The following is a 23,530-nucleotide window of genomic DNA, read 5'->3' on the forward strand; positions in this document are numbered from 1 at the left end:
TTCGAATCGGTCCACACCTGGCCACCGAGGCTGGTCGGTCAAGGCTGTGATGGTGAGAAGCCACGATATCCTTGATGGGCATGTGAGATTGGATATCGAGTATCTGGATCGGATCTAACTCAACGGTGATGCGTCAAATCTGCAGATGAGCGGTAAGGTGATGTCGTTTCTGATCCAGCATCTGGGCAATCAGATCCTCTCGCCTGTGGTTCTAGAAAAAATTGGTATTAGGTTTCGCTGGGAGGTGGTCTCATTCGCCGAGACCAATTAACCCTGGTGGTCTTTTTGCCAAGAATGACCGCAAGATCGACGTTATGCACCCGTATCTGGCTGGGCAAGCCGCGGCCGGAAGCGTGAGTGGGACTGCAATCAGGGTGGACCAGAAGTCGCATCGTATACACCGCGACAAACACACCAGGCAGACATCGGGAGTGCAGTTTACCTTCGCCGCATTTCAGCGGCGAGTAGTGTGTTTTTACTTCTATCTATTTCTAGCTACGTTTAGGACGTTGATTTCGAGCCGGCATTCATCAAGGTCTGTGCCTATTTTCCATATCCAATGAAGATTTAGCTCAACGGGCTACGAGTAGGCTAACCGGCAGGCGAGCAAAGTGGTATATGGCTCACTGAACTGTCCAAGGGGTTGACCACAACCACCGATCCGGCTGCTGCAGAGGATCTGCGATCGGCTAGGCCCAGATGCGATCCAGATGTTCGCCCAACAACATTGGTGGTCGATGTTGCCGCAGGCAGAGCACGGCCGCGGCAGCTATTGATGGGAGCTATTGATGCGCCGAGTCGAAACCTCACACTCTAGGTGTTCAATGCTCCCCTCCGAGCTTGGGGGTTATTCGAGACCCTGATGGCCGACACCTCGACATCGGTCGACTGGAAGTGATCAAGCTGAGCTTCAAACGCGGCCAACGCTGTGGCGCAAAGGCGGGCGGGCAGTACAAGATCCAGATCGTTACTTACGGCACCCAGCCCAGGTCAATGTCAACACCTTCTACCGACACTTGCGCATAAAATCATATTTGAAGGATGGGCGGTTGCTGCGCGTCAAACTGTCATAAACGACACCGACAATGTGGGCTGCTGACGGCCCATAGATAGAGTTACAGGCCCGCGCGCGTACGGTCCATCGTCGTCCGCTCGATACGCAACCTGTCAGCTAAGGCTGTGTCTTTGCGAGTCTAGCCTTTGAGCGGATAGCGCGGCACACCCTCACCGAGGATGGTAGAAGAACCCCCGCCCTGTAGTTCGGCGGACCATTCACCAGCGTGTTCACCGACATCAACATCATAAACCCAAGAGCCAGCTGAACTCGGACTTTCGGTCAGAACCGCTACACAACATTACTCTAGTGACGGATTGCAGTTGGCGACCCTCTACACTAAAAATTCTACGCTCGGCTGGTGCGTACGCTCCTGAGCACCAAACTATATGCCCACACTACCGCCGTCGCAAATGATATGGCAGACCATAGACAAAAGTGGATATTATAGCAAACACAACCTAAAAACTCCAAGACGATTCTTGACGTTCTAGCGGCCAAAGGTCATTAGAACACTGGTGAGTACCCCGTTGCGCGCCGACCGGGCGAAGGATGTCATTACCTGCAACGGCGAGAACATCTCTATCCCAAGAAAATCGATTCTATCCTGGCCCGCCACCTCAGACATAGCTAGCGTAAGCATGCCTGACGAGCACACCGGTGAGCGGGCGTGCGCAGTCATGGTGCCTATCATCACACTCGGATCGGCCGTTGACAGCTTGCGCAGATATACTAAAATCCGACGCGGCATGGCGCAGTTCAAGGTACCCGAACAAATAGGCATTTGGGATGTCCTACCGACAAACGACGCAGGAAAAGCGGCGAAACACCAAATTCGAACAACATTGATGTAAAGCAGACCAGTTACATGCAGGTAGCGATCGGAACCAGGACGAACTGTGGGATCGGCTTCGGTTGCGAAATCAAGCTCGCCGAGATGGACATGGGGGTGAAGGCGCCGGGCCACAACAGCGTTCCTCCGGAGTTTAAGGAATGCACGGCGCTGCGGAGCTAATTAATTGCACCGGATCGCGACAGCCGCGTGCCGGAGGAAGCTAGGACACCTAACCCACTAGGCTAGGCGATGCTCCGGTCGATTCGGACGTCAGTCTCGACGGCAATGGCAGCACCCGATCTGGTGAGAGAACTCGTCCTCGTCGCGACGTCACCCCCTCGGCGTTTCCGAGGCATGCTGCGCTGACCACCAAAGGTGGCAGCCCCGGCGAACAGCCTTCGCCGCCCGACAAAGTGTGCGACGGACTGCATAACCCCATAACCCCGCGCTCGAGCCGCTGCAAACCGAAGGACAACTCAAATCAAAATGCCGACGATGATGGTGCAGTTCACAAGTCGAGACACTGTGCTGCGCTGTGGTGACCGCCACGTCGTCGTCAAGGCGGACGACGACGTGGCACTGATCCCTACTGCTACAGACGCGCAGGCCACGGCTGCCTAAATAACGTCAAAACGCGGGCAGCTCGAACCACGTAATTCGGGCCCAGCCCATTCACGTCCACCCACGCCAGCATCACTACACTTCACCGTATTTCTCGATACAGCGCTGTTTAACGCGTTCGGTTTGTCTTTAAGCCGGTGAGGCTCCTAAAGCTGCGCCGACTATCACCCTAACATAACTGGGCGAAAGCCCAGCGCCCACGCAGTCACTGAAGTTGTTCACTCGCCTATCTATGGGGCCTAGCGGTAGACATATCAAACAGGCATTACCAGGATTGAATTTAGGCGCGGTAGCGGCGATTGAAGGGTGAAGAATGAAGATTCCGCATGTGACCGACCCCGTAAGCAATATGGTCGGCGGCATGGCGCAGGTGGTGCGGGCCAGTACGCATGCCGCCACCGGCGCTGTCAACACGATGCAGATGCTGGCCAGCCCGGTCGCCGAGTTCGCTTGGCCGGTGGTGCAATCGGTAGCTAAATCCACCGGCCGAGCGCTCGGTACGGGCCATTCACCGAATTTTGCGAACCGGGTCGATCCACCGGTGCGCTGGCACAACGGTCAGCGTGTACACCTAGACCTGGATCCGCTGCTACCGTTCCCCCGCTGGCATGAGTACGCAGCAGTAGTAGAAGAACCGGTTCGTAGAATTCCAGGGGTGGCTAAGGGCCATGTCGAGGGCTCATTGGGACGGCTAGTAATCGAACTAGACAAGAACGCGGATAGCGACGTTGTCTTGGGCAAAGTGCGTGACGTGGTTATTGCCCTGGCCGCCGACTTAGCATTGACAGGGGCGAGATCGGCCCCCAAGGTTGCTCCATTTGCCGACCCAGGTAATCCGCTGGCAATTCTTATGCCGCTAACCGCCGCGGTAATGGACCTTGTCGCGTTGAGTGCCGCAGTGACCGGCTGGGTCACCCGACTGCCCGCCGTACCGCAAACTATCCGGGCCGCGGCGGCTCTCGTCAATCATCAACCGCGCATGGTGTCACTGCTGGAATCACGACTGGGTAGGGTCGGCACCGATATTGCACTCAGCATTACAACAGCGGCGGCTAGCGGGCTGACCCAAGCGGTAGGCACACCACTGCTGGATCTGGCGTGCCGTGGCCTGCAACTCTCCGAAGCGGCGGCTCACCAGCGCGTGTGGCGAGATCGAGAGCCTCAACTGGCCTCACCCAAGCGGCCACAAGCGCCGGTGGTCCCCGTGATCTCGTCGGCAGGGGAAAAATCGCATGCCGCAGGCCACAACTGGACAGCCGCAGCGTCGAATGAAGCGTCGCACCTCGTGGTCGGCGGATCAATCGACGCCGCAATCGACACCGCAAAAGGGTCGATGAAAGGACCTGTAGAGAGCTATGTCGATTCAGCGGCAAACGGTTCGTTGATTGCCGCGGCGAGTGCTTTGCTCGCGGGCGGTGGCACCGAAGACGCGGCCGGCGCGATCCTGGCCGGGGTGCCAAGAGCGGCGCATATGGGCCAGCAAGCGTTCGCGGCGACACTGGGCCGCGGACTGGCCAACGCCGGGCAACTGGTACTCGATCCGGGTGCGCTGCGCCGCCTGGACCAGGTCAAGGTGGTCGTCATCGACGGGGCCGCATTGCGCGGTGATCACCGCGCGGTATTGCTTGCCCGGGGAAATACGCCCGGCTGGGACGACGACCGTGTATATGAGGTTACCGACGCACTGCTGCACGGCGAGCGGGCACCCGAGCCCGATCCCGACGAGTCACCGGCCACTGGAGCGCGGCTCAGATGGGTTCCGTTGCAGGGGCCGTCGGCAACACCCGTACAGGGCCGCGAGCACGCGGATCTGGTGGTTAATGGCGAGTGCGTCGGCGGTGTCGACGTCGGATGGGAAGTCGACCCCTATGCGATCCCGCTGCTGCAGACCGCACACCGAACCGGGGCACGCGTAGTCTTGCGTCATGTAGCTGGCACAGAAGATCTCTCCGCCAGCGTCGGCGCGACGCATCCGCCCGGTACACCGCTGCTGAAGTTGGTACGTGAGCTGCGCACCGATCGCGGACCGGTGTTACTGATCACCGCCGTGCACCGGGACTTCGCATCGACCGACACGCTGGCCGCACTAGCCATTGCCGACGTCGGGGTAGCCCTGGACGATCCCCATGCAGCTACACCGTGGACCGCGGACATCATCACTGGCACTGATCTGGCGGCCGCAGTGCGGATCCTGTCTGCGCTGCCCGTGGCCCGTTCAGCCAGTGAATCTTCGGTGCACCTTGCTCAGGGCGGTACTACCCTGGCAGGGCTGCTGCTGATCACCGCGAGCGCTGGTAGCAAATCCGCTAGCCCAATTACTTTGCGGCGCTGGTTTAGTCCGGTCAATGCGGCCGCAGCGACCGCATTGGTGACTGGCGTCGTCTCAGCCAGCAAGGTGCTCCGGCTGCCGGACCCTACCCCGCAACCGCTGACCGCCTGGCACGCGCTGGACCCCGAGATCGTTTACTCACGATTGGCCGGCGTCACACAACCGTTAGCCGTTGAGCCCGGTACCCCCGATTGGCGACGTCGTCTCGACGATCTGTCCTACACCCGGGCGCTGTCACCGCTGCGCAAACCAGTAACCAAACTGGCTCGGCTGGCGAGCGCGACCCGGCAGGAATTCGCCGATCCGCTGACTCCCATCCTGGCGGTCGGAGCAGCTGCGTCGGCGATCGTTGGCAGTAATATCGATGCCCTTTTGGTCGCGGGCGTGATGACGGTCAACGCGATTACCGGTGGCGTGCAACGGTTGCGGGCCGAGGCGGCCGCCGCCGAGCTGTTCGCCGAGCAGGATCAGTTGGTGCGACGCGTCGTTGTCCCGGCGGTGGCAACGACCCGTCGTCGATTGGAGGCTGCACAGCACGCCACACGGACAGTCACGGTGTCCGCCAAGTCGCTGCGAGCCGGTGATGTCATCGACCTGGCTGCTCCGGAAGTGGTACCGGCAGATGCTCGCGTGTTGGTAGCCGAAGACCTCGAAGTCGATGAGTCTTTACTCACCGGGGAGTCGTTGCCGGTGGACAAGCGAGTGGACCCCGTCGCCATCAACGACGCCGACCGAGCGAGCATGCTGTTCGAAGGCAGCGCGATCGTGGCAGGACATGCCCGCGCGATCGTGGTGGCCACCGGGGTCGGCACAGCCGCACACCGCGCGATCTCGGCTGTCGCCGACGTGGAAGTATCAGCCGGGGTGCAAGCACGGCTGCGGGAGCTGACCAGCAAGGTCCTTCCTCTGACACTGGCCGGTGGCGCCGCGGTGACGGGTTTGGCTTTGCTACGCCGCGCATCACTGCGTCAAGCAGTCGCCGATGGCGTCGCAATCGCCGTGGCCGCTGTCCCGGAGGGTCTGCCATTGGTGGCCACCCTCTCCCAGCTCGCCGCGGCCCAGCGTTTAACGGCGAAGGGGGCGCTGGTCCGATCGCCCCGCACGATCGAAGCCCTGGGCCGCGTTGACACCATATGTTTCGACAAGACAGGTACGCTCACCGAAAATCGACTGCGTGTCGTCTGTGCGGTGCCGAACACGAGGATGCCACACGATCCACTTCCCGACATCACCGATCCGCACTCTGCTGCGGTGCTGCGGGACGCCGCGCGGGCGTCCACCCAACCCCACGACGGGCAAGGCCACACGCACGCCACCGATGAAGCGATCCTCACGGCAGCCAGTTCGCTTAACAGCCATACCGATTCGACTTGGAGCCTAATTGCGGAGGTACCGTTCGAGTCCAGTCGCGGTTATGCCGCCGCGATCGGCATAACCGGCAATGGTAAGGCGCCGATGCTGATGCTCAAGGGCGCCCCTGAAAAGATCCTGCCGCGTTGCCGGTTCGCCGATCCAGAGGCCGACGTTGCTCACGCAGAGTCCTTGGTGCGCCACCTCGCCGAGCAAGGCCTGCGCGTTTTGGCGGTCGCGCAATGCTCCTGGGGCCACGACACCACCGACGATAACGACACCGATGCTGATGCCGTCGACGCTGCCGCGCATGACCTCGAGCTGGTCGGCTATATCGGACTAGCGGACACCGCACGGCCATCCTCGCGTCCGTTGATCGAAGCGTTGGTAACCGCCGGCCGCAACGTGGTACTGATAACCGGCGATCACCCCATCACCGCACGGGCTATCGCCCAGCAGTTGGGTCTGCGCTCGGATGCACGGGTAGTGAACGGCACCGAACTTATCGGCCTCGACGAGGACGCATGCGCCGAACTTGCCGCCGACGTGCAGGTCTTCGCCCGAGTCAGTCCGGAGCAAAAGGTGCAGATTGTGGCAGCGTTGCAACGCTGCGGGCAAGTGACGGCGATGGTTGGTGACGGTGCCAACGACGCCGCTGCCATCCGGATGGCCGATGTGGGCATCGGCGTGAGTGGCCGCGGTTCTTCAGCCGCCCGAGGAGCCGCTGACATCGTCTTGACCGACGACGATCTGGGTGTACTGCTCGATGCCCTGGTCGAAGGCCGCAGCATGTGGGCAGGCGTTCGTGATGCGGTCACGATTCTGGTCGGAGGCAATGTCGGCGAAGTCGTCTTTACTATCATTGGGACGGTATTCGGTGCTGGTCGGGCGCCGGTGGGAACCCGTCAACTACTGTTGGTGAACTTGCTCACCGATATGTTCCCCGCGCTTTCGATCGCTGTTACCTCGCAATACGAAGAACCCGGCGAGGACGAATATCAAACCGACGAAGAGGCAGACGAGGCGCGACGAACACACCAACACGAGGTACTGACCGGACCTACGCCCTCGCTCGACGCGCCACTGATGCGACAGATCGTCAACCGTGGTGTGGTCACGGCCGCCGGTGCGACCACAGCCTGGGCTATCGGGCGCTGGACGCCGGGTACCGAACGACGAACGGCGACAATGGGACTGACCGCATTGGTGACGACGCAGCTGGCACAGACCCTGCTCACGCGCCGACACAGCCCGCTCGTCGTAGCAACCGCACTAGGCAGCGCGGGTGTTTTGATCGGTATCATTCAAACCCCGGTAATCAGTCAGTTTTTCGGGTGCACACCGCTTGGGCCAATAGCCTGGTCAGGAGTAATAACTGCCACAGCAGGAGCCACCGCAGTCTCGGTACTGGCACCCCAGTGGTTAAACAAAGCTTTTGGTATCGCGCAACTCAATCAGGAGTGAGCATTAACCTTGCTTTAGCTGGTCACCCCTTTGCCAGCGGGATTGTCCGGAATGTTATCGACGATGCCAATATCTTTGGTCTGTTCAAAACGAGATACCTTGCCACTCAAGTACTCTACGTACTTCCGGCTTATCGATGACGTTACTGCGTGCCGTAGCACGCTAAACACGACAAGGCATTGCCCTAACTACTCGTCTCATCAAGAACACCTACGACCGCATTCGCGGCGATGCCGTGATGCTCCGCGAGCGCGTTTTCCAGCGCACGTAGATAAACATCTCGCCCCCGAGACGATCATGTCGTCCTAGCGACCGATGATGTACAGCCGACCCGAATGGTCGAAAGTCGATGTATCCGGTGCTAGCCAATCTAGTCAATGATGACTTCGGCGTCTCCCACAACCGATCCGCCAATTTGGCCCAGAAAAGTTGGTCACCGCTAACTACGATGCGTCCGGTCACGCACAGCCCGACAGGACGGCAACTTCTGTCGAAGATACGTACCGGGCATCCCGCAACCAGCTTCCCCACGGTTTTCTGGACATGCCGTAGTTCGGCCGGTGTAGACCTCGGTTGAGCCGTAGCCGTTGTCGAGGAGGTTGCCCGTAGTCATCCCACATACCGGCGTGCCAAGCTGGAATCGAGCCAGTTACCGCTGGACAATGCCACCTATAGGGACGGCACGGGGTTGCGGGTGCCCACCAGATCGGGGCAGTCCGAGGATGCGCACCAGGCATGATCGAAACCACACTTATAGCGGAGGTCGAGTGTGGCTGAGGCGTCAAAACACCAGTGGGTCAACACCGTGCCGCCGGGGCGGACAACTTGTGGGAGACGGGCATCGAGTTCGGTATGTACAACAACAGTCGATATCACCGATCCTGTCCGATGCCGGTGAACTTTTCCCCATTTGATGGCAAATTCTGTGCACTACACGGTTTTCATTAAGGAGCTAGTGTCGTGCTTCTGAAGTTCGTTTAATATTCGCCGAAATATAGCCTATTGCTATCACTACAGCCAGTCGCTGGTGTTGCCCACGACTCGTATTTCGATAGGAGAACTCGCACGTCAGTAACAGTGACACACAGGACGAAAAGTGGGGGGCCTTTAACTACCTTGAGCAGCCGCCAACGCAGCATTGAACACGGCACTCGGACGCATCACCGCCTTGGCCAGCTCAGCATCCGGTGCGTAGTAACCACCGATATCGACCGCCTTGCCTTGAGCCTCGTTGAGCTCGGCGACGATAGTGCATTCGTTCTTGGCCAACGTTTCGGCCAGTGGGGTGAAGTAGTTCCGCAGATGTTGGTCATCGGTTTGCGTGGCAAGCTCTTGAGCCCAGTACATGGCGAGGTAGAACTGGCTTCCACGGTTGTCGAGCTCACCGGCCTTGCGTGACGGACTCTTCCTGTTGTCCAGCAACTTTCCGGTTGCGACATCCAGCGTCTTAGCCAAGATTTTGGCCCTCTCATTGCCGGTCTTGATGCCCAGGTCTTCCAGGCTGACGGCCAGCGCGAGGAACTCACCCAGCGAGTCCCACCGCAGATGATTCTCTTCGACAAGCTGCTTGACGTGCTTGGGCGCCGATCCACCCGCCCCGGTTTCATACATCCCGCCACCGGCCATTAGCGGCACTATGGACAACATTTTGGCGCTGGTACCTAACTCCAAGATCGGGAACAGATCGGTGAGGTAGTCCCGCAGGATGTTGCCAGTGGCGGCGATGGTATCTAGCCCGCGGATGAGGCGCTCGCACGTGTAACGCATTGAGCGCACTTGCGACATGATCTGGATATCCAGGCCACTGGTGTCGTGGTCCTTCAGGTACGCCCGGACCTTTTTGATCAACTCATTCTCGTGTGGACGGTAAGGGTCCAACCAAAACAATACTGGCATGCCGGAGTTGCGCATACGGCTGACAGCCAGCTTGACCCAGTCGCGAATTGCTGCGTCGGTAACGACGCATAGACGCCATATATCACCGGTTTCTACATTCTGGGTCAGCAGCACTTCGCCCGTCGTGAGGTCCACGATGTTGGCGACGCCGTCCTCGGGAATTTCGAATGTCTTGTCGTGCGAGCCGTACTCCTCAGCCTGTTGCGCCATGAGGCCAACGTTGGGGACGGTGCCCATAGTCGCCGGATCGAAAGCTCCGTTGGTCTTGCAGAAGTTGATGATTTCCTGGTAGATGCGGGAAAAGGTGGACTCGGGGTTCACGGCCTTGGTGTCCTTGGCCCGCCCGTCGGCGCCATACATCTTGCCTCCCGCACGGATCATCGCTGGCATCGACGCATCCACGATGACATCACTAGGCGAATAGAAGTTCGAAATTCCACGCGCTGAGTCGACCATAGCCAACTCGGGTCGGTGCTCGTGGCACGCATGTAGGTCTTGGATGATCTCATCGCGCTGCGATGCGGTCAGGGTCTCAATCTTGCTATAGAGATCGACTAACCCGTTGTTGACGTTTACGCCCAGTTCGTCGAACAGATCCTGGTGCTTGGCGAAGGCTTCCTTGTAAAAGGTTTTCACCGCGTGGCCGAAAACGATAGGATGAGACACTTTCATCATCGTCGCTTTAACGTGCAGTGAGAACATCACGCCGGTCTTGCGAGCATCCTCCATCTGCTCCTCGTAGAATTCGCACAGGGCTTTCTTGCTCATGAACATGCTGTCGATGATGTCGCCGTCCCGTAGCGACACCTTGGGCTTGAGCACGACTATTTTGCCTTTCTTGGTTGCCAGCTCCATCTTCACGTCTCGCGCGCGGTCTAAAGTCATCGACTTCTCGCCGTGATAGAAGTCGCCGTGCCGCATGGTCGCGACGTGTGTGCGCGAAGCCATCGACCATTCGCCCATGCTGTGCGGGTTGTTACGTGCGTACTCCTTCACAGCCTTAGGTGCACGACGGTCGGAGTTACCTTCCCGCAAAACCGGGTTCACGGCGCTGCCAAGGCATTTACCGTAGCGGTTACGGATGTCGATTTCCTGGTAGGACTTCGGATCTTGCGGATAGTCTGGAAGCTTGAATCCCTTGGCCTGCAACTCCTTGATGGCGGCCATCAATTGCGGCACCGAAGCACTGATGTTCGGCAGCTTGATGATGTTGGTGTCCGGTAACTGTGTCAACCGGCCCAGTTCGGCAAGGTTGTTCGGCACACGTTGCTCTTCGGTCAGGTAATCGGGAAACTCGGCCAGTATGCGTGCTGCCACGGAGATGTCGCTAGTCTGGACCTTAATACCCGCGGGCTTGGTAAAGGCACGCACTATCGGTAGAAAGGCGTAGGTCGCTAACAGCGGCGCCTCGTCGGTCAGCGTGTAGATGATGGTCCACTGCTCGGCGCTCATGATTGTTCTCCCAGCGTAACTGTTGGTCAGATGTTGAGGGCTCTGCGTTATAACGGCGGCTATTTAGTATCGCGGCTCCAACATGCGTAGCAAGCGCGCGGCGGTGATGAATTTGGGTGGGCGCAGCCAGGACTCCAGTAAGCGTTCGGAGATAAGGTGACCATTGATTGGTCCGCTGGCACCGGGGAGGGTTAGGCGCGCTGTCGTAGACAGACGACGAGATACAGCTCATGCCCGAGGTCGACGGCCGAGCCGGGTAATAAGGGAAGGACAGATGGCAAAGATAAAGCGTTGACGGGACATGCCACCGGATCAACCACACGGTGGGTGCATTACTCCCGCAACAAACTCGATGATGGAGCTCTGCATACATATGTTCGGGATACGGCTGCCGATGCGTGTGCTGTCCACTGCGCACCATCATCATTGCGGGACAACTATCGGTGATTGCTCTCGTCTTCACCCTAGGCACTTGTGGTGTGCATTGACGTCACCAACTATCAATACAGTCAACTCGACCGTCGCCTTGATTGAGTCAACAGCCTTGGCAATATAGACACACTGCTCAACAGAGTGCAACAGACCATACTTAATCGGCCCACATCGGAGAGTAACCTAGTAACTAATACATGGTACATGCATTAGCGGAGTGACTGTATCAGTACCCGACGGATATCATCCTGCCTAAACTCACAGAAGGATATTCGAACACCGCCATCAACGGCGTGCAATACCGCGTCCGTACCTTCTCGGCGGGTCCGGCCTCAATTGCGTTAGCAGCACCGTTAGCCGAAGCGCAACATCGGATAAACGAACTGCATTCACGGGTGTTTTGATCTGTGCCAGTGTCATAGACGGAACAGGTCTAGTAGGTTGGGTGATCTCGTTCATCATGTTCAATCCTTCCCTCCTGCTAGCCCAGCAAGCTCGTGCCATCAATGTCCAGCGCGGTTCAGACGAAGTTCAGGTACGCAGCGTGCGTGGAAGCCATCGAGATCGCCGAGGCTAGTCTTAAGGGAGTACTGGACCGCATCGGAAACGAGCAAGAGCACACCAAGACAGTGCTAGAGGTGGCTCGTGACTTTGTCGACGTCGCCTCACACGAACTGCGCACTCCGTTAACCTCGATGCGCACTAACTTGGGGGTGTTGGCCGTCCTGGAGTTAGTCTCCGAGCAGCGTGAGGAGGTAATAAATGACATCATTCGCACCCAAAACCGGATCTAAGCGACATTGACGACGCCTGAACGGCTGGCACAGGGTGAACCTGACCACCATCGACAATTTTGTCCCGTTCGATGTCATCGAGCTTTTGGATCGCGCCGCGCACAATGAGCTTGGCATCTAGCCGGGATAGTAAGTGCGGCTGGTGCCCTCGCCCATGATACTGATGGTGGGGTTGCCCACCGGGCTGCAGCTAATTATCGATAACGCCATCCCCAACGCGGTTAAGCACGATGGTGACACCGAAATCCAGCTCATCGTGAGCAGTTCCCGTGAAGGCGTAGAAATCGCCATCGACGGCAGCGGCGTGCTAGAAATCGAACGCGCCGCAGTCTTCAAGCGCTCTATCCGCGGATCAACAGCATCGTCTTCAGGACCCAGCTTAGGGCTGGCGCTGGTCATTCAGCAGGCCGAGTTGCACGGCAGGAACGCGTCTCTACACACCAAGCCGATAGATGGCACGGGACTTTTATCGAGACTGGCTGACAACAGCCATAATACCACTTGAGTAGATGGTGTCGGTCATCGAAGCCAGGGAATCCGGCAAAATGTTATAATGTTATGTGGCTTTACGATGATTCACTACGGCGAAACCTGTTGAGTCAACAATCAAACAAGACGTGGGCCGCGTAAAACAGGAAGTTCAGCAGGACCAGAGCCAAGTCCACAAAGACGAGGCTGCGTAGCAGCGCTGAAACAGCTTAGCTCGTTACTGTAACTGACGAGTTAGTTGCCTTAGTTGATCACCCTGGCTTGAACAAGGTCGTCACGAACTGGTTATTCCAATTCACTTAACGTAAATTTTTCTTGCTATGCAAGCTAAATATTTTGGTAGAGAATAAATTTCAGTAAATCTGGAATTCACTCTCCAAGCCGCGCGATGAAGCACTAGAAGTGCCACTCAAATAAGCCATCAGAATTAATCTAGTATACATTTCGAGGACTTACATCGACGTTCGTTCAATGTAAGGCTTTAAAATATATAGAAGAAACATGACCGACATGATGTACAGAAAAACTCACCGGCCTTGTTGTTATTGATCTGTACAACGATTTTATTTCCGAGGGCAGCAAGATATAGAATCGTCTGAAATAGTGTCGCTGAAACCAACCGGTACGCTCCACACACGGATAAATTTCTTACTGCCGCACACAAAGTCAATATAAATTTTTTTTCTACGCACGGCGCTGGCGAAATCACCTAACTACTACGCTACATAATAATATATTTATATTTAGCTAGTCTAAAGAGCTGCATGGTCACGTTGGACCTTCGAGTACAGAAACTGTGGCGAGTAGAGTCATTTCGAGTTTATACTTCAATCGGGTTAAATTATTTTCCAAGCATATCAGTGTTTCAGTAGTTTCACCAACACCAATTTCGATCTCCAGATCAAAAACACGGGATCCAGCAATTCATAATTGTGGGAATTATAGAGCAAAACTGTGTCTAAATAACCGTTCGCTACGACGCCAAAATCGGCTACAGAATAACGGCGGTCAAGGACATTATCACATAGCTACTATGATATGTAGATATATACCGCTCTTGATGTCAATATCCGGAACTATTTCGCCGCTATTATCACCGGATAATTAAGTCATCTAGAAAATTTCTCAGCTAAAACTGTCGTAGTATTATAAAAGATTGAGCAGCGACACCTCACTGGCCCTGACCGCCAGAAAGAAGGATTCCGATCCTGGCAACGATTGCCAGCCGGTCCGCTGCAAAATGGATACGGGCACATCCACCAAGGACGCCGGGCCGATGCCAGTAACAACGGGGAGCTTCTAAAATACTAACAGACATACAGTCCACGCAGCTCGTCGTAGGCAATGCAACACAGCTCCCGACCGGGTATAAGACCGTCGATCAAGGAGTAGCTGTCAACGATCAGATGCGCCCATTAACAGTTACAGTGGCCGCGATCACGATCCTTGGGGTCTTGCTGTGAGTCGCGGCGACGGTGATTATCGAATCAGTTGTCTACTTCCCTGTTACTCGAACGGCGGCGTGAGTCTTCACCACCATTAAGGTGGTCGTGGTAACGCTACTTGCCACAGTGGTAAGCATTCTTACGCTGTTGGTGGCACCGTTGTTCCCGATGATTGTTTGTCACGATTCCTGCTAGCATTTTCGCGATGCTACCGGTATCACAGTGACGATCGGGCAGTTGGTCAGCGTCGCTGGACGGCAGTGTATAATCGCGTTCGATAGGGCATTCGCGGTCGGAAGTCCCTGAGCGATGGACAAGCTAAATAATCAGGAGCTCATCGTCGAAATACCTCCAGCAGTGGGTATGCCGTACAGCCAATCGGCGGCTTAAACTTCGATGTGGAGTCGCGGTCGCGGGTCAATCTCGCAGAGCAAATGAAGCACCGCCCAGGTGACTTGAGCGGCGGTCAGCAACAGCGCTGCGTTACTGCTGATCGCCGCTCACACTGGATCCGGCCTAAGATCATTGTCGACGAACCAACCGCGTACCTCGACTTCAACCAAATGGAGGAGGTGCTACAGCTCATCCGCTCACGCACGCAGAACGAACGGAGCCAACAGTGTAGTAATGATTACGACCCATGACAATCGAATGTTGCCGTTGGCCTACCGGGTAATCGAGCTGGTATCCGCGGTTGCGTAAACGAATCGGCCATTCGAAACAATGCATATGAAGGCCGGTGCCGTGTTGCTCAAGCAGAGCACAATAGGCAAGCGTATCTACGTGGTATCTGAAGATAGATTCGAGATTATGTGCGAATTGGCCAACGGCGGTAAGGACTTTGTCAACATGACTGGCCCTGAATAATACTTCAGCAAAATCGGCGTACTGTTTCACTTGCCACACTCGGCTACCGTGTTCGCCTGCACCGATACGACGGCCGTCAGCTACACGATGCCCAGCTTTCCTTGAGCGGCTCGGCGTGACACAACTGACCGATGCCATCGAGGACCATGACACTATCAGCGACTGATAACCGCATAATTCTGAAGATAATTAAAGGACCGTTCGTTTTTGTCAAAATTTGCAATTAAAATTCTCGATTTCCATGGCGGGTAGCTGGAAAGCAATTGAACCGCGACCATTACGACGCGCTATGCCGGCCAGGCATGTACATCAAGCACTGGCAATGTCAACGAACCAATCGTGGAACCGTTGACGGGTCGTCCATTTACCGCCCTGAATCAAGCGATCTCACTCTGCAGACGCTGGATGGCACGTTCGACAAAGTTGGGAGACGAAGGCGGCATCGGACCCGAGATGCGGTGTCCAGAAGACGTTGAAGCACTGCACGTCGTTACGAACTATACTGGCATGGAACATCAAAAACGGGATGGATAAAGGCGACATCTAAAGCTAACGGAAGTTAACTGAAGCCTTAGGGCAAAAAAGTGCAACTAGCTGGTGATAACAATTTGGTAACTAACCTCTAATTAATAGCTGTCTCGGTGCCCTCCAGCATCGGAAACGCCGCCTTGATCAAGGTCCGTCAGATTGACGCTTCATTGGAAATGAAAGAGGCTCTCTCTTGTGCTGACAAGCGAGCTACATTGCGACGTTTTCCTCTAGCTCAAAGATAAAAAGTTAATAGGCTCACCGCCGACATCGTGGTGGCGTCCGGGTGCGGTCAAATCAAATTTGACTCTCCAGGGGGCAAAGAACAAGTCGCAAAATACAATCGGCTTCTCGAAATCGCTCCGGTAACACCAGATCGGCTGTTGTGACTGCCAGCTACTCATTGTAGCTTGCCTACGGCCGCAACATACCTGCCGTAACGATGGCCACCGCTATTCATACTGCCACGTAACCGAAAGCAGCACCGTTTCCAGCTTTGGCAACCACTGTCGCCACACTAGGTCACCTGTTACCTGGACCGCGCCGAGCACGTCGATGGCCCGATACCACGAAGTCGATTGGAATAAGATTAGAAACTACGGCTGACTGTGTCGGCCCAGCAAGCCCCGATACCCGCTTCGGCCAAGGCGAAACCCAGTGTTATCACGAACACACTATGCGGTATACTGGCTCGTAATCCATAAGAGATTCTACAGAGACGATGTACAGGACTGTACACGGTGCGAAATACCGCGCGCAGTTTTGTTTGGTCACGGCACCCCGCCGGTTAAGCCACCATCACAACTACGTTGCGTGCGTTACCTAAAGGATCAACAAGGTTGTCGCGAGATAGACGAACTCGAAACACCGCAGCCGGCAACATACCGACGTGCCGCAATGCTTTGAATTCCAACCGCCGTGGTGCTGATTCGGATACGGCATCAACCCGCCTACAGGCCCTCACATGCCGATTACAACGATCGCCACCACTGCGGAAGAGATCAAGAATAGTGGCCAGATACAGCGCCGGTTGGAGGCCTAAACAGGCCACCAACCCAGTGGAGCACAACAGGCACATCACCGCGCCCAGGTGGTCGTCGGCTCATTTCAAGCCCGAATGCCCGGAACGTGGGCTCATTCCAGACTCAGCGGCGCCAACAGTGCATCGCAGACCAACGAATGCACAACGACACGCAACCCCAGCCTGGGCCACACCGTTACTGCCCTACCGATAGCTCCTGCTGCCAGCACGGCGCTCAGAGAGCTACCCGACGGTATTAGTTCCCCGCTTATTTGCAGAGGGCCACCGAACAGTTTCATTGACTCTGTCGAATACACCGAGCGCCGCTGCCAACGTGCCCGATGTTCCGGTGAAAAACGTAGGCAGCACCAGCATTATTATCTCATAGCCGGTATCTGAGAAGGAGCCCGCCACCCCACGACACCAACACTGGGAGTGAGTCATGTCTGTTTAGATTCGTCGAATTCCTTACGAGGCGCATTGGACTCAACGCTCATGGCCTGGACATGGCAGTGGCCGAGACTCATGCACAATCGAACCGCAACACACCCAAAAAGGACCCTAGGAATTCACTAGCTATTAACTAAATCGCTCTGTCACCGCACTTCGTCACGACACAAATCTGTCGCATTAACAGCGGATGTCGCCGTCTATGAACACCGAATAAGCAAACAGGTACCTATACGGGAGTAATGGCCGGATATGCCCGAAGCGTTCGGCCCATGTCAAACTATCTTAGCCCGGAATTATTACATGTACGCCTAGCGTAACCTAGTACGCTACTGACCGAATTGCTGTCATTCGAGAGCTGCAGGGCCATTAAGAGGACGTTTACTGCGGTTGCTCTGAATCCCCATTCTCGCTGCCGCTCACCAGCTAGCCACAAAAATCACCACCCACTCTAGGGAGGCTGGTTCGAAATACAAAAAAACCGCGTTTCGTTAATCGACGTGTATTTTACTTTATTTGATGACTGCTAAGGATTTGGTCGTGATTATATAGCACTCCATCAGGTCAGGCAGATGGGTTCAACTCCTGCTTGATGTTTGCCGCCTTAGTCGTGTTCACACAGTAACACAGTCATTCCTGCGATGCTAAGCGCGGTTATAATCGTCGACTCAGTGTGCGAAAAATTCACTACACAGCCATAAACCGCAGTGCGAATTTGCATCGGGACTAGTCGATCCAACCGCAACTCCACAAAACATGCAGCAACGTGGAAGACGTGGTTAAATCCGACCGCGAAGCGATCATTTTCGCATATCCCAGCACAAGTGGATACCGCTAAAAACATAGCTGATTTCTGTTGCCTTCTGATCCAGCCACCCCACGGCGAGATGCGCCTGCAGCTGTGTGCAATTCTCAACGTGACACGGTATCCCATTGGCTTAGGCACGAGCCCAGCCACTGCACAATCTTTACCACGTCATTTCTTACATTACTGATTCACTAGCACAAAATTATGCGCACAACAAGCCGTAAACATCCGCGCTAAAATACATAGCGCAGCCAACATGGTTTGGGTATTTTTTTCTGCTGCCCTTAGTCGCTAATACTGACTAGGATAATAATCCCGTGTCTGACCCCAGAATTATACACAAAAAATCTCATGGTAAAACGCGCCAGCAACGCCGCAAAAAATTTCAGAGAAAATTTCTACCCCAATTACTAGGATATCGAATCGACAGTCCTCGACCCAAAGATACAGCCGAATACTCTCTTTCTCCGAAGATGGTTTCAATAGCGACAGCACAACGATTTTCAATCTATCTCCGCGCACTTGACACACACATGAATAACATCAACCCTGCCACCGTAAATGTGCTAGATACACCCAAGCATTCGGTTACAAATACAATCACCTCGAATACACGTGCAACAACTAACAAACACCCCCGGTGGTATCCGTTACAATCGCTGGATATTCTATAATTCCGTGCTACAATCTGATTTATGCACGTGGCAGCTCCAGCGAACTGCCCTACCCGTAACCGACTGACCAACTGTTATAATGCCGTAACGATGGCAGCAATGGCGTGGATGTATGCAATGATGGACAACCGTCTTCCGGGTCAGACCGGCGATCCCTAAAACACAACCACGCAATGTTGGGGGGCGCCGCCGTACAGCGCTAATTCGATTAAAATGGTAGGCACTCTCGCCGACGGCGGTGAGGATCTATAAGGATTCGAGGATGGTCGCGTCAATAAAGGACCGTCAAGCCAAAGCAGGCCGCGGCAAGGTCCAATGACACCAGCCGGGGCCTTGGCACCGCAGTACGACAATCCAAAGCGGTTCGACCGAGGATCCGGTTACAGAGCGGAAACCGACACGGACAAAGACATTCCGTACGGCTAGCGTGAGACTAGGTGAGCACATCGATCATAGACAGCAAAATCGGCCAGCCGGTCCAGTCAATCCACTAGGGAGAACGTGCACGTTCCCCCGATCAATTCAACACGAACGGCGGAGATGGTCGCAGCCAGTCGCTGGTCGGCGCCGAACGCAAAGAACTGGGCGTCGGCCGACCACGCGATGAACATTGGTTTGTCGAGCTAAGGTAGTCGGGACGCAGCCCCGGTGGGTCACCCCGTGCGCATAGAGATATAGATAACGAAAATTGACGTAGGTCTCCGACAATCGCGGAACCGGACAGCGCCGACCACATAACCGGAATGACAGTCCTTAACAACGTCTTCGACTTGGCCGACAAAAATAACCGATTTGAGGCTACTTGAGGACCATCGGCAGAACGTGTTCGAACGCATCGCCACTCGTGATAACAAGGGCACCCAACCACTCGGAGTAGTGCGTTATGTTACGACACCGTCGGTATCGTAGCTGATCAACAAAGAAATTCTCTAGGCCAAGGGCAGCAAAAGCACCAGCTACGATGCTGGCGACGCCAGTGATGGTTCGATCAGCGACAGGGCACAGCAGGTCAGCATGTGCACCCAGCGGCCAGGTAGGGACAATGCTCCGCAGGCCGAAGTTGCTAAGCCGTTCGACTGACCTGCCGCCACAGTTCATTGCCCATCATGTAGTCGTGCACAAACAAGACAGGCCTGTCATTCTCCGACCCGGTTGCTTCATGTATGGATAGCTCCGGCATTAATGTCGATCGTCGATATAATATATATAATATTTAGATAATATATATATATATATAGGTGCCTCTCCAATTCGAGATACTGTTGCAGACAGCTTGTTTGTAACTTACAAACAGATTGTATGGAAAGCCAGAGGCGTACCCAGGAAGAGCGCTCCACAGCCACCCGTGATGCGCTGACTTTAGCTCGGCACAGGCTGTGGAGACTACGGGGTTACGCGGAAGTGGGCACGCCCGAGATAGCCAAAGAAGCGGACACCACCCGAGGAGCGGTCTACCACCAATTTACCGACAAGGCCGCACTATTCCGCGATGTCGTTGAGACGGTAGAGCAGGATGCGATGGCCCAAATAGCCTCCGTAGTGGCCTCGTCAGGAGCCAAAACCCCCGTGGACGCGATCCGGGCCAAGGTCGACGCATGGCTCGAGGGCCTGGCCGATCCACAGGTGCGTCAATTGATCCTGCTGTATGCACCCAGTGTGCTCGGCTGGGCGGCCTTCCGCGACGTCGCGCAACACTACAGCCTGGGCATGACCGAACAACAGTTGCTCAGCGAGGCCAGCCGGGCGAGGCAGTTGGCGCAGCCGCTGGACCACGTGCTGATCGGCAAGCTCTACGAGTCGGCCATGGCCATACGACGCCACCACCGACTACCCGAAGCGAGCCCAGCGAGGAACCAGACAGGTGCTGCACCGACTCATCGAGAGCATGTTGCACGACCCAGCTGCGAGGCACTGACCCGGCACATACGTCATCGCTCCACCAGGACTCGTAGTCACAGAGGCAAGCGTGGCGAACTGTTACCACGCGCTGCGACGAGTTCGCTCTTGTGATGAGATCGGCGGCTATGAACATCAAGGTCACGCTGGAGCACCGCACTAGCTACACCTTTAACCGGCTGGTCCAGGTGTGTCCGCATGTCGTTCGGGTACACCTGGCACCACACTCACGCCCGCCTATCGAGGCCCACTCGCTGCAGATCGAGCCAGCCGGCCACTTCATCAACTGTCAGCAAGACACGCTAGGCAACGGCTTGACCCGACTGGTCTTGCCGAATCCTATGCGCCGACGGAGCATAGGATTCGGGCTCATCACCAACCTCAAGATGATCAGCCCGTTCGACTGCTATATCGAAAACTGGGCCGAGACGTGGCCTGCCACGGCCAGGTCAGGACCGACATTCACCTATCCCGAAGCGCTAGCCGAGGACCTCAAGCCTTACCTGCGGCCCGTCGACGAAGCAGGCAACCGATTCGTCGACAATGAGCTAGTGTGGGCATGGATTCGCAACTTCCCGGTGCCAGATGGCATCCGAACCATCAACTTCATCAACTTCCTGGTCGCGTTCAATCAAGCGATGAACGCCGAGGTCAGCGATATCGTGTGCATGGAACACGGTGTCCCGACAACGGATTTCACGCTGCGCACCGGCATCAGCTCGTGTCGGGACTCGGCATGGTTATTGGTATCGATTTTATGGCAGATGAGATTAACCGCCTGGGTTGTGTCCAGCTCAGCTACCTCGTACAACTGCCCTCCGATATCGAGGCACTCAACGAGCCATCGGGGCCTGCCACCGAATTCACCTACTTGCACGCCTGGACCGAAGTGTCCATCCCCTGTACGGGCAAAATCAGGCTGGACCCGATCTCGGGGCTGTTCGCCAACGAGGTCCGCATACCGTTGGCAACCACACCACATACTGCGTCGGCAGCGCCGACCAACGGCTCAACCGACCCGTGCGAAGCGGTGCTGGACTTCCCTAACATTGTCCACCCAGGTCCAAGAAGACCCGCACATCACGCTGCCTTACTCCGACGTGGCGTGGCACGCGATCTGCGCGATAGGCCAGCACGGCTACCAACGGCTGACCGTCGGCGGGAAGCCGACAGTCGTCTTGGTGAACATCCACCCGAACAAGGGCCGCAAAGAGTGGACGATGGTCGCCAAAAGCCCGTCTAAGCGCCAGCCGGCATCCGATCTTACTGCCCGGCTGAAGGCCGCCTGGGCGCCGCAGGGGCTGATCCATTTCAGACAGGGCCAGTGGTATACGGGAGAGCCGTTGCCGCAATGGCAGATTACACTGTATTGGCGCACCAAAGGACAGCCACTATGGACCAACGATGCACTGCTGACTGATACCTGGAAAGCCGGTCCAAGCGAACGAAACAAGACAACCCTTGAAGATAGCGAGCTAGCCCACAAGGTGCTAGCCCAGGCAGCTGACGGTCTCGGGTTACCACTCACACAAATGCGGGCAGCATACAAGGATACGCTGCGCCGTCTAGCAGCTAAAGTGCGGATTCCGAGCGGCGCCCCAGTGCAATTAAGTGACGACCGCGGCCCCACTACCCCGGACAGCGCCGTCAACCGTGTCGCACTGCTTACGCGTCTCGAGGAATCAGTCACCTTGCCGGACGCGTATATGCTGTCGCTGCACAGCCGTGACGACAACCTCAGCTGGGTCCAAGCAACCTTGCAGCTGCACCGCGGCTGCATTGTGCTGATCGAGGACGCTTCGCTGGCAGGCTTGCTGCTGCCGCTGGATTCGATCAGCTGGCCACGACCGCATGTGTCGTTTTACCTCGATCCGATGACCTTCTGGCGCGCGTGGTCGGCGGAACCCAACACCGCCGCAGCTGTGCTCGAGAACCCCGACTCCGCACCGCCTACCGCGATGGTGGCCGAAATTCGCGGTGAGTTTCTGTCTATTTTCCTATCGCCTACCGAAACGCTCAAACACTTCGTCAGTCTAGTCTCCGGAGGCGAGACCGCTGCCGCGAACATTGGCTGCCCAGTCGTGATCGAGGGTTACGGGCTGCCGACGGACCTGCGGCTGAAGTCGATGTGCGTCAAGCCAGGGCAAGTCGCGGCCGCTGCCAGCTTTGCTGCAGAACGCCAGCAGTTGGAAACCTTTTATGCACAGGCAGGAATGGCTCGGTTGTCGACGGAGTCGTTTGACGACAGCGGCGCACACGGCAGAACCGGCGGCAATAACCACATCACACTCGGCGACGTCACACCGCTACGGCGTCACCCCGATCTGTTGGTCTCGCTGCTGACCTGCTGGCAACGACACCCTTCGCGATCCTACCGGTTTGCGGGGCAATTCGTTGGCCCCATATCGCAGGCACCGCAAGTTGACGAGGTGCGCGCGTTTCGGCACCTGGTTGTCGATATCACCGGTAACATCCACCACGCCGAGTTTTGCATCGACAAGCTTCACAGCCACGATAACACCCACGGCAGGCTCAGTCTGTTAGAGTTACGTGGCTTTGCGATGCCGCTGTACCTGCAAATGGTGATAGTGCGTTGGCTGCTGGTTCGCTCGCTGGTGGCGTGGTTTTGGGAGGAACCGCTGCGCGCCTCAGTGATACGCCACGGCACCAATCTGCACGGCCGATACCTGTTTCCCCACTTCGTTAGCCATGATATGGCTGCCATAGCAACCAGCCTGCGTGAACACGGCCTCGCTTTCGAGACCAACTGGCTGTACCCGTTCATCGAATTCCGCTTACCGCGCCTCGGCACTTCTGTCTTCCACGGTGTGGAGATCGAGTTACGGAACGCGATCGAACCGTGGACTACGTTCGGCGAGAAGTCCACCGTAACCTCGCGCGGTGGCTGCACTTATCACGCCAGCCACACCGGGTCAAAAGCAATCAACACTGGCAGCACCCTCGAAGCCCAGGCACGCTGGAGCCGTCGCTTTGAAGCCACCGGTTTCATCCCAAGCAAAATTACTATGTCCTGCATCCGGAAAAGCAAGTCAGTATCTCCACCGACATCGACGCGCCTAGCATCCTCAACCTCAGACGCGTCCGCACCGTGATACGGTATATGG

General features: G+C 56.3%; 7 protein-coding genes and 3 pseudogenes. 8 read left to right on the forward strand and 2 right to left on the reverse strand.

Going from position 1 to position 23,530, the window contains the following annotated elements; all coding sequences use genetic code 11:
• Positions 1–1,544: 1,544 nt before the first annotated feature.
• Complete coding sequence (locus tag ML_RS19935; protein ID WP_231846661.1) at positions 1,545–2,021, reverse strand: hypothetical protein; 477 nt, start codon at positions 2,019–2,021, stop codon at positions 1,545–1,547.
• 363 nt (positions 2,022–2,384) lie between these two features.
• On the opposite strand from ML_RS19935, the gene ML_RS17660 reads away from it, so the two are divergent.
• On the forward strand, positions 2,385–2,510 hold the full coding sequence (locus ML_RS17660) for a hypothetical protein (RefSeq protein ID WP_269147043.1): 126 nt from the start codon (positions 2,385–2,387) through the stop codon (positions 2,508–2,510).
• A gap of 313 nt (positions 2,511–2,823) precedes the next feature.
• Positions 2,824–7,653: a cation-translocating P-type ATPase gene (locus tag ML_RS13655; protein ID WP_010909023.1), complete on the forward strand. Its 4,830-nt coding sequence runs from the start codon at positions 2,824–2,826 to the stop codon at positions 7,651–7,653.
• Positions 7,654–8,760: 1,107 nt separating this feature from the next.
• On the opposite strand, the gene ML_RS13660 is transcribed toward ML_RS13655, so the two are convergent.
• The gene (locus ML_RS13660) at positions 8,761–11,001 is read right to left on the reverse strand and encodes an NADP-dependent isocitrate dehydrogenase (RefSeq protein ID WP_010909024.1); all 2,241 of its coding nucleotides are present in this window, start codon (positions 10,999–11,001) and stop codon (positions 8,761–8,763) included.
• Positions 11,002–11,395: 394 nt separating this feature from the next.
• Between ML_RS13660 and ML_RS13665 the strand changes: the two are divergent.
• The 6 genes and pseudogenes from ML_RS13665 to ML_RS13690 form a co-directional block, all read left to right on the forward strand.
• Positions 11,396–12,732, forward strand: a pseudogene (locus ML_RS13665) (sensor histidine kinase).
• Positions 12,733–14,890: 2,158 nt separating this feature from the next.
• Positions 14,891–15,028 carry a hypothetical protein gene (locus ML_RS13670; RefSeq protein WP_156511870.1) on the forward strand — a complete coding sequence of 46 codons (138 nt, stop codon included), beginning with the start codon at positions 14,891–14,893 and terminating at the stop codon, positions 15,026–15,028.
• A gap of 800 nt (positions 15,029–15,828) precedes the next feature.
• Positions 15,829–15,945, forward strand: coding sequence for a hypothetical protein (locus ML_RS19775; RefSeq protein WP_162618297.1), 117 nt, complete (start codon positions 15,829–15,831; stop codon positions 15,943–15,945).
• Positions 15,946–18,530: 2,585 nt separating this feature from the next.
• Entirely contained in the window at positions 18,531–18,668 is a 138-nt protein-coding gene (locus ML_RS19780; protein ID WP_111481120.1) for a DUF5134 domain-containing protein, read from the forward strand.
• 1,140 nt (positions 18,669–19,808) lie between these two features.
• A pseudogene (locus ML_RS13685) lies at positions 19,809–20,424 on the forward strand (TetR/AcrR family transcriptional regulator).
• Positions 20,425–20,533: 109 nt separating this feature from the next.
• Positions 20,534–23,526 (forward strand): annotated as a pseudogene (locus ML_RS13690) (transglutaminase family protein); the annotation flags it as partial.
• Positions 23,527–23,530 lie beyond the last annotated feature (4 nt).

This window comes from Mycobacterium leprae TN (assembly GCF_000195855.1).
GTDB lineage: Bacteria > Actinomycetota > Actinomycetes > Mycobacteriales > Mycobacteriaceae > Mycobacterium > Mycobacterium leprae.

Coding starts and splice junctions, on each gene's coding strand:
- ML_RS19780 (WP_111481120.1), top strand. CDS start 18,531: ATGCACGTGGCAGCTCCAGCGAACTGCCCTACCCGTAACCGACTGACC.
- ML_RS17660 (WP_269147043.1), top strand. CDS start 2,385: ATGATGGTGCAGTTCACAAGTCGAGACACTGTGCTGCGCTGTGGTGAC.
- ML_RS13670 (WP_156511870.1), top strand. CDS start 14,891: ATGAAGGCCGGTGCCGTGTTGCTCAAGCAGAGCACAATAGGCAAGCGT.
- ML_RS13660 (WP_010909024.1), bottom strand. CDS start 11,001: ATGAGCGCCGAGCAGTGGACCATCATCTACACGCTGACCGACGAGGCG.
- ML_RS13655 (WP_010909023.1), top strand. CDS start 2,824: ATGAAGATTCCGCATGTGACCGACCCCGTAAGCAATATGGTCGGCGGC.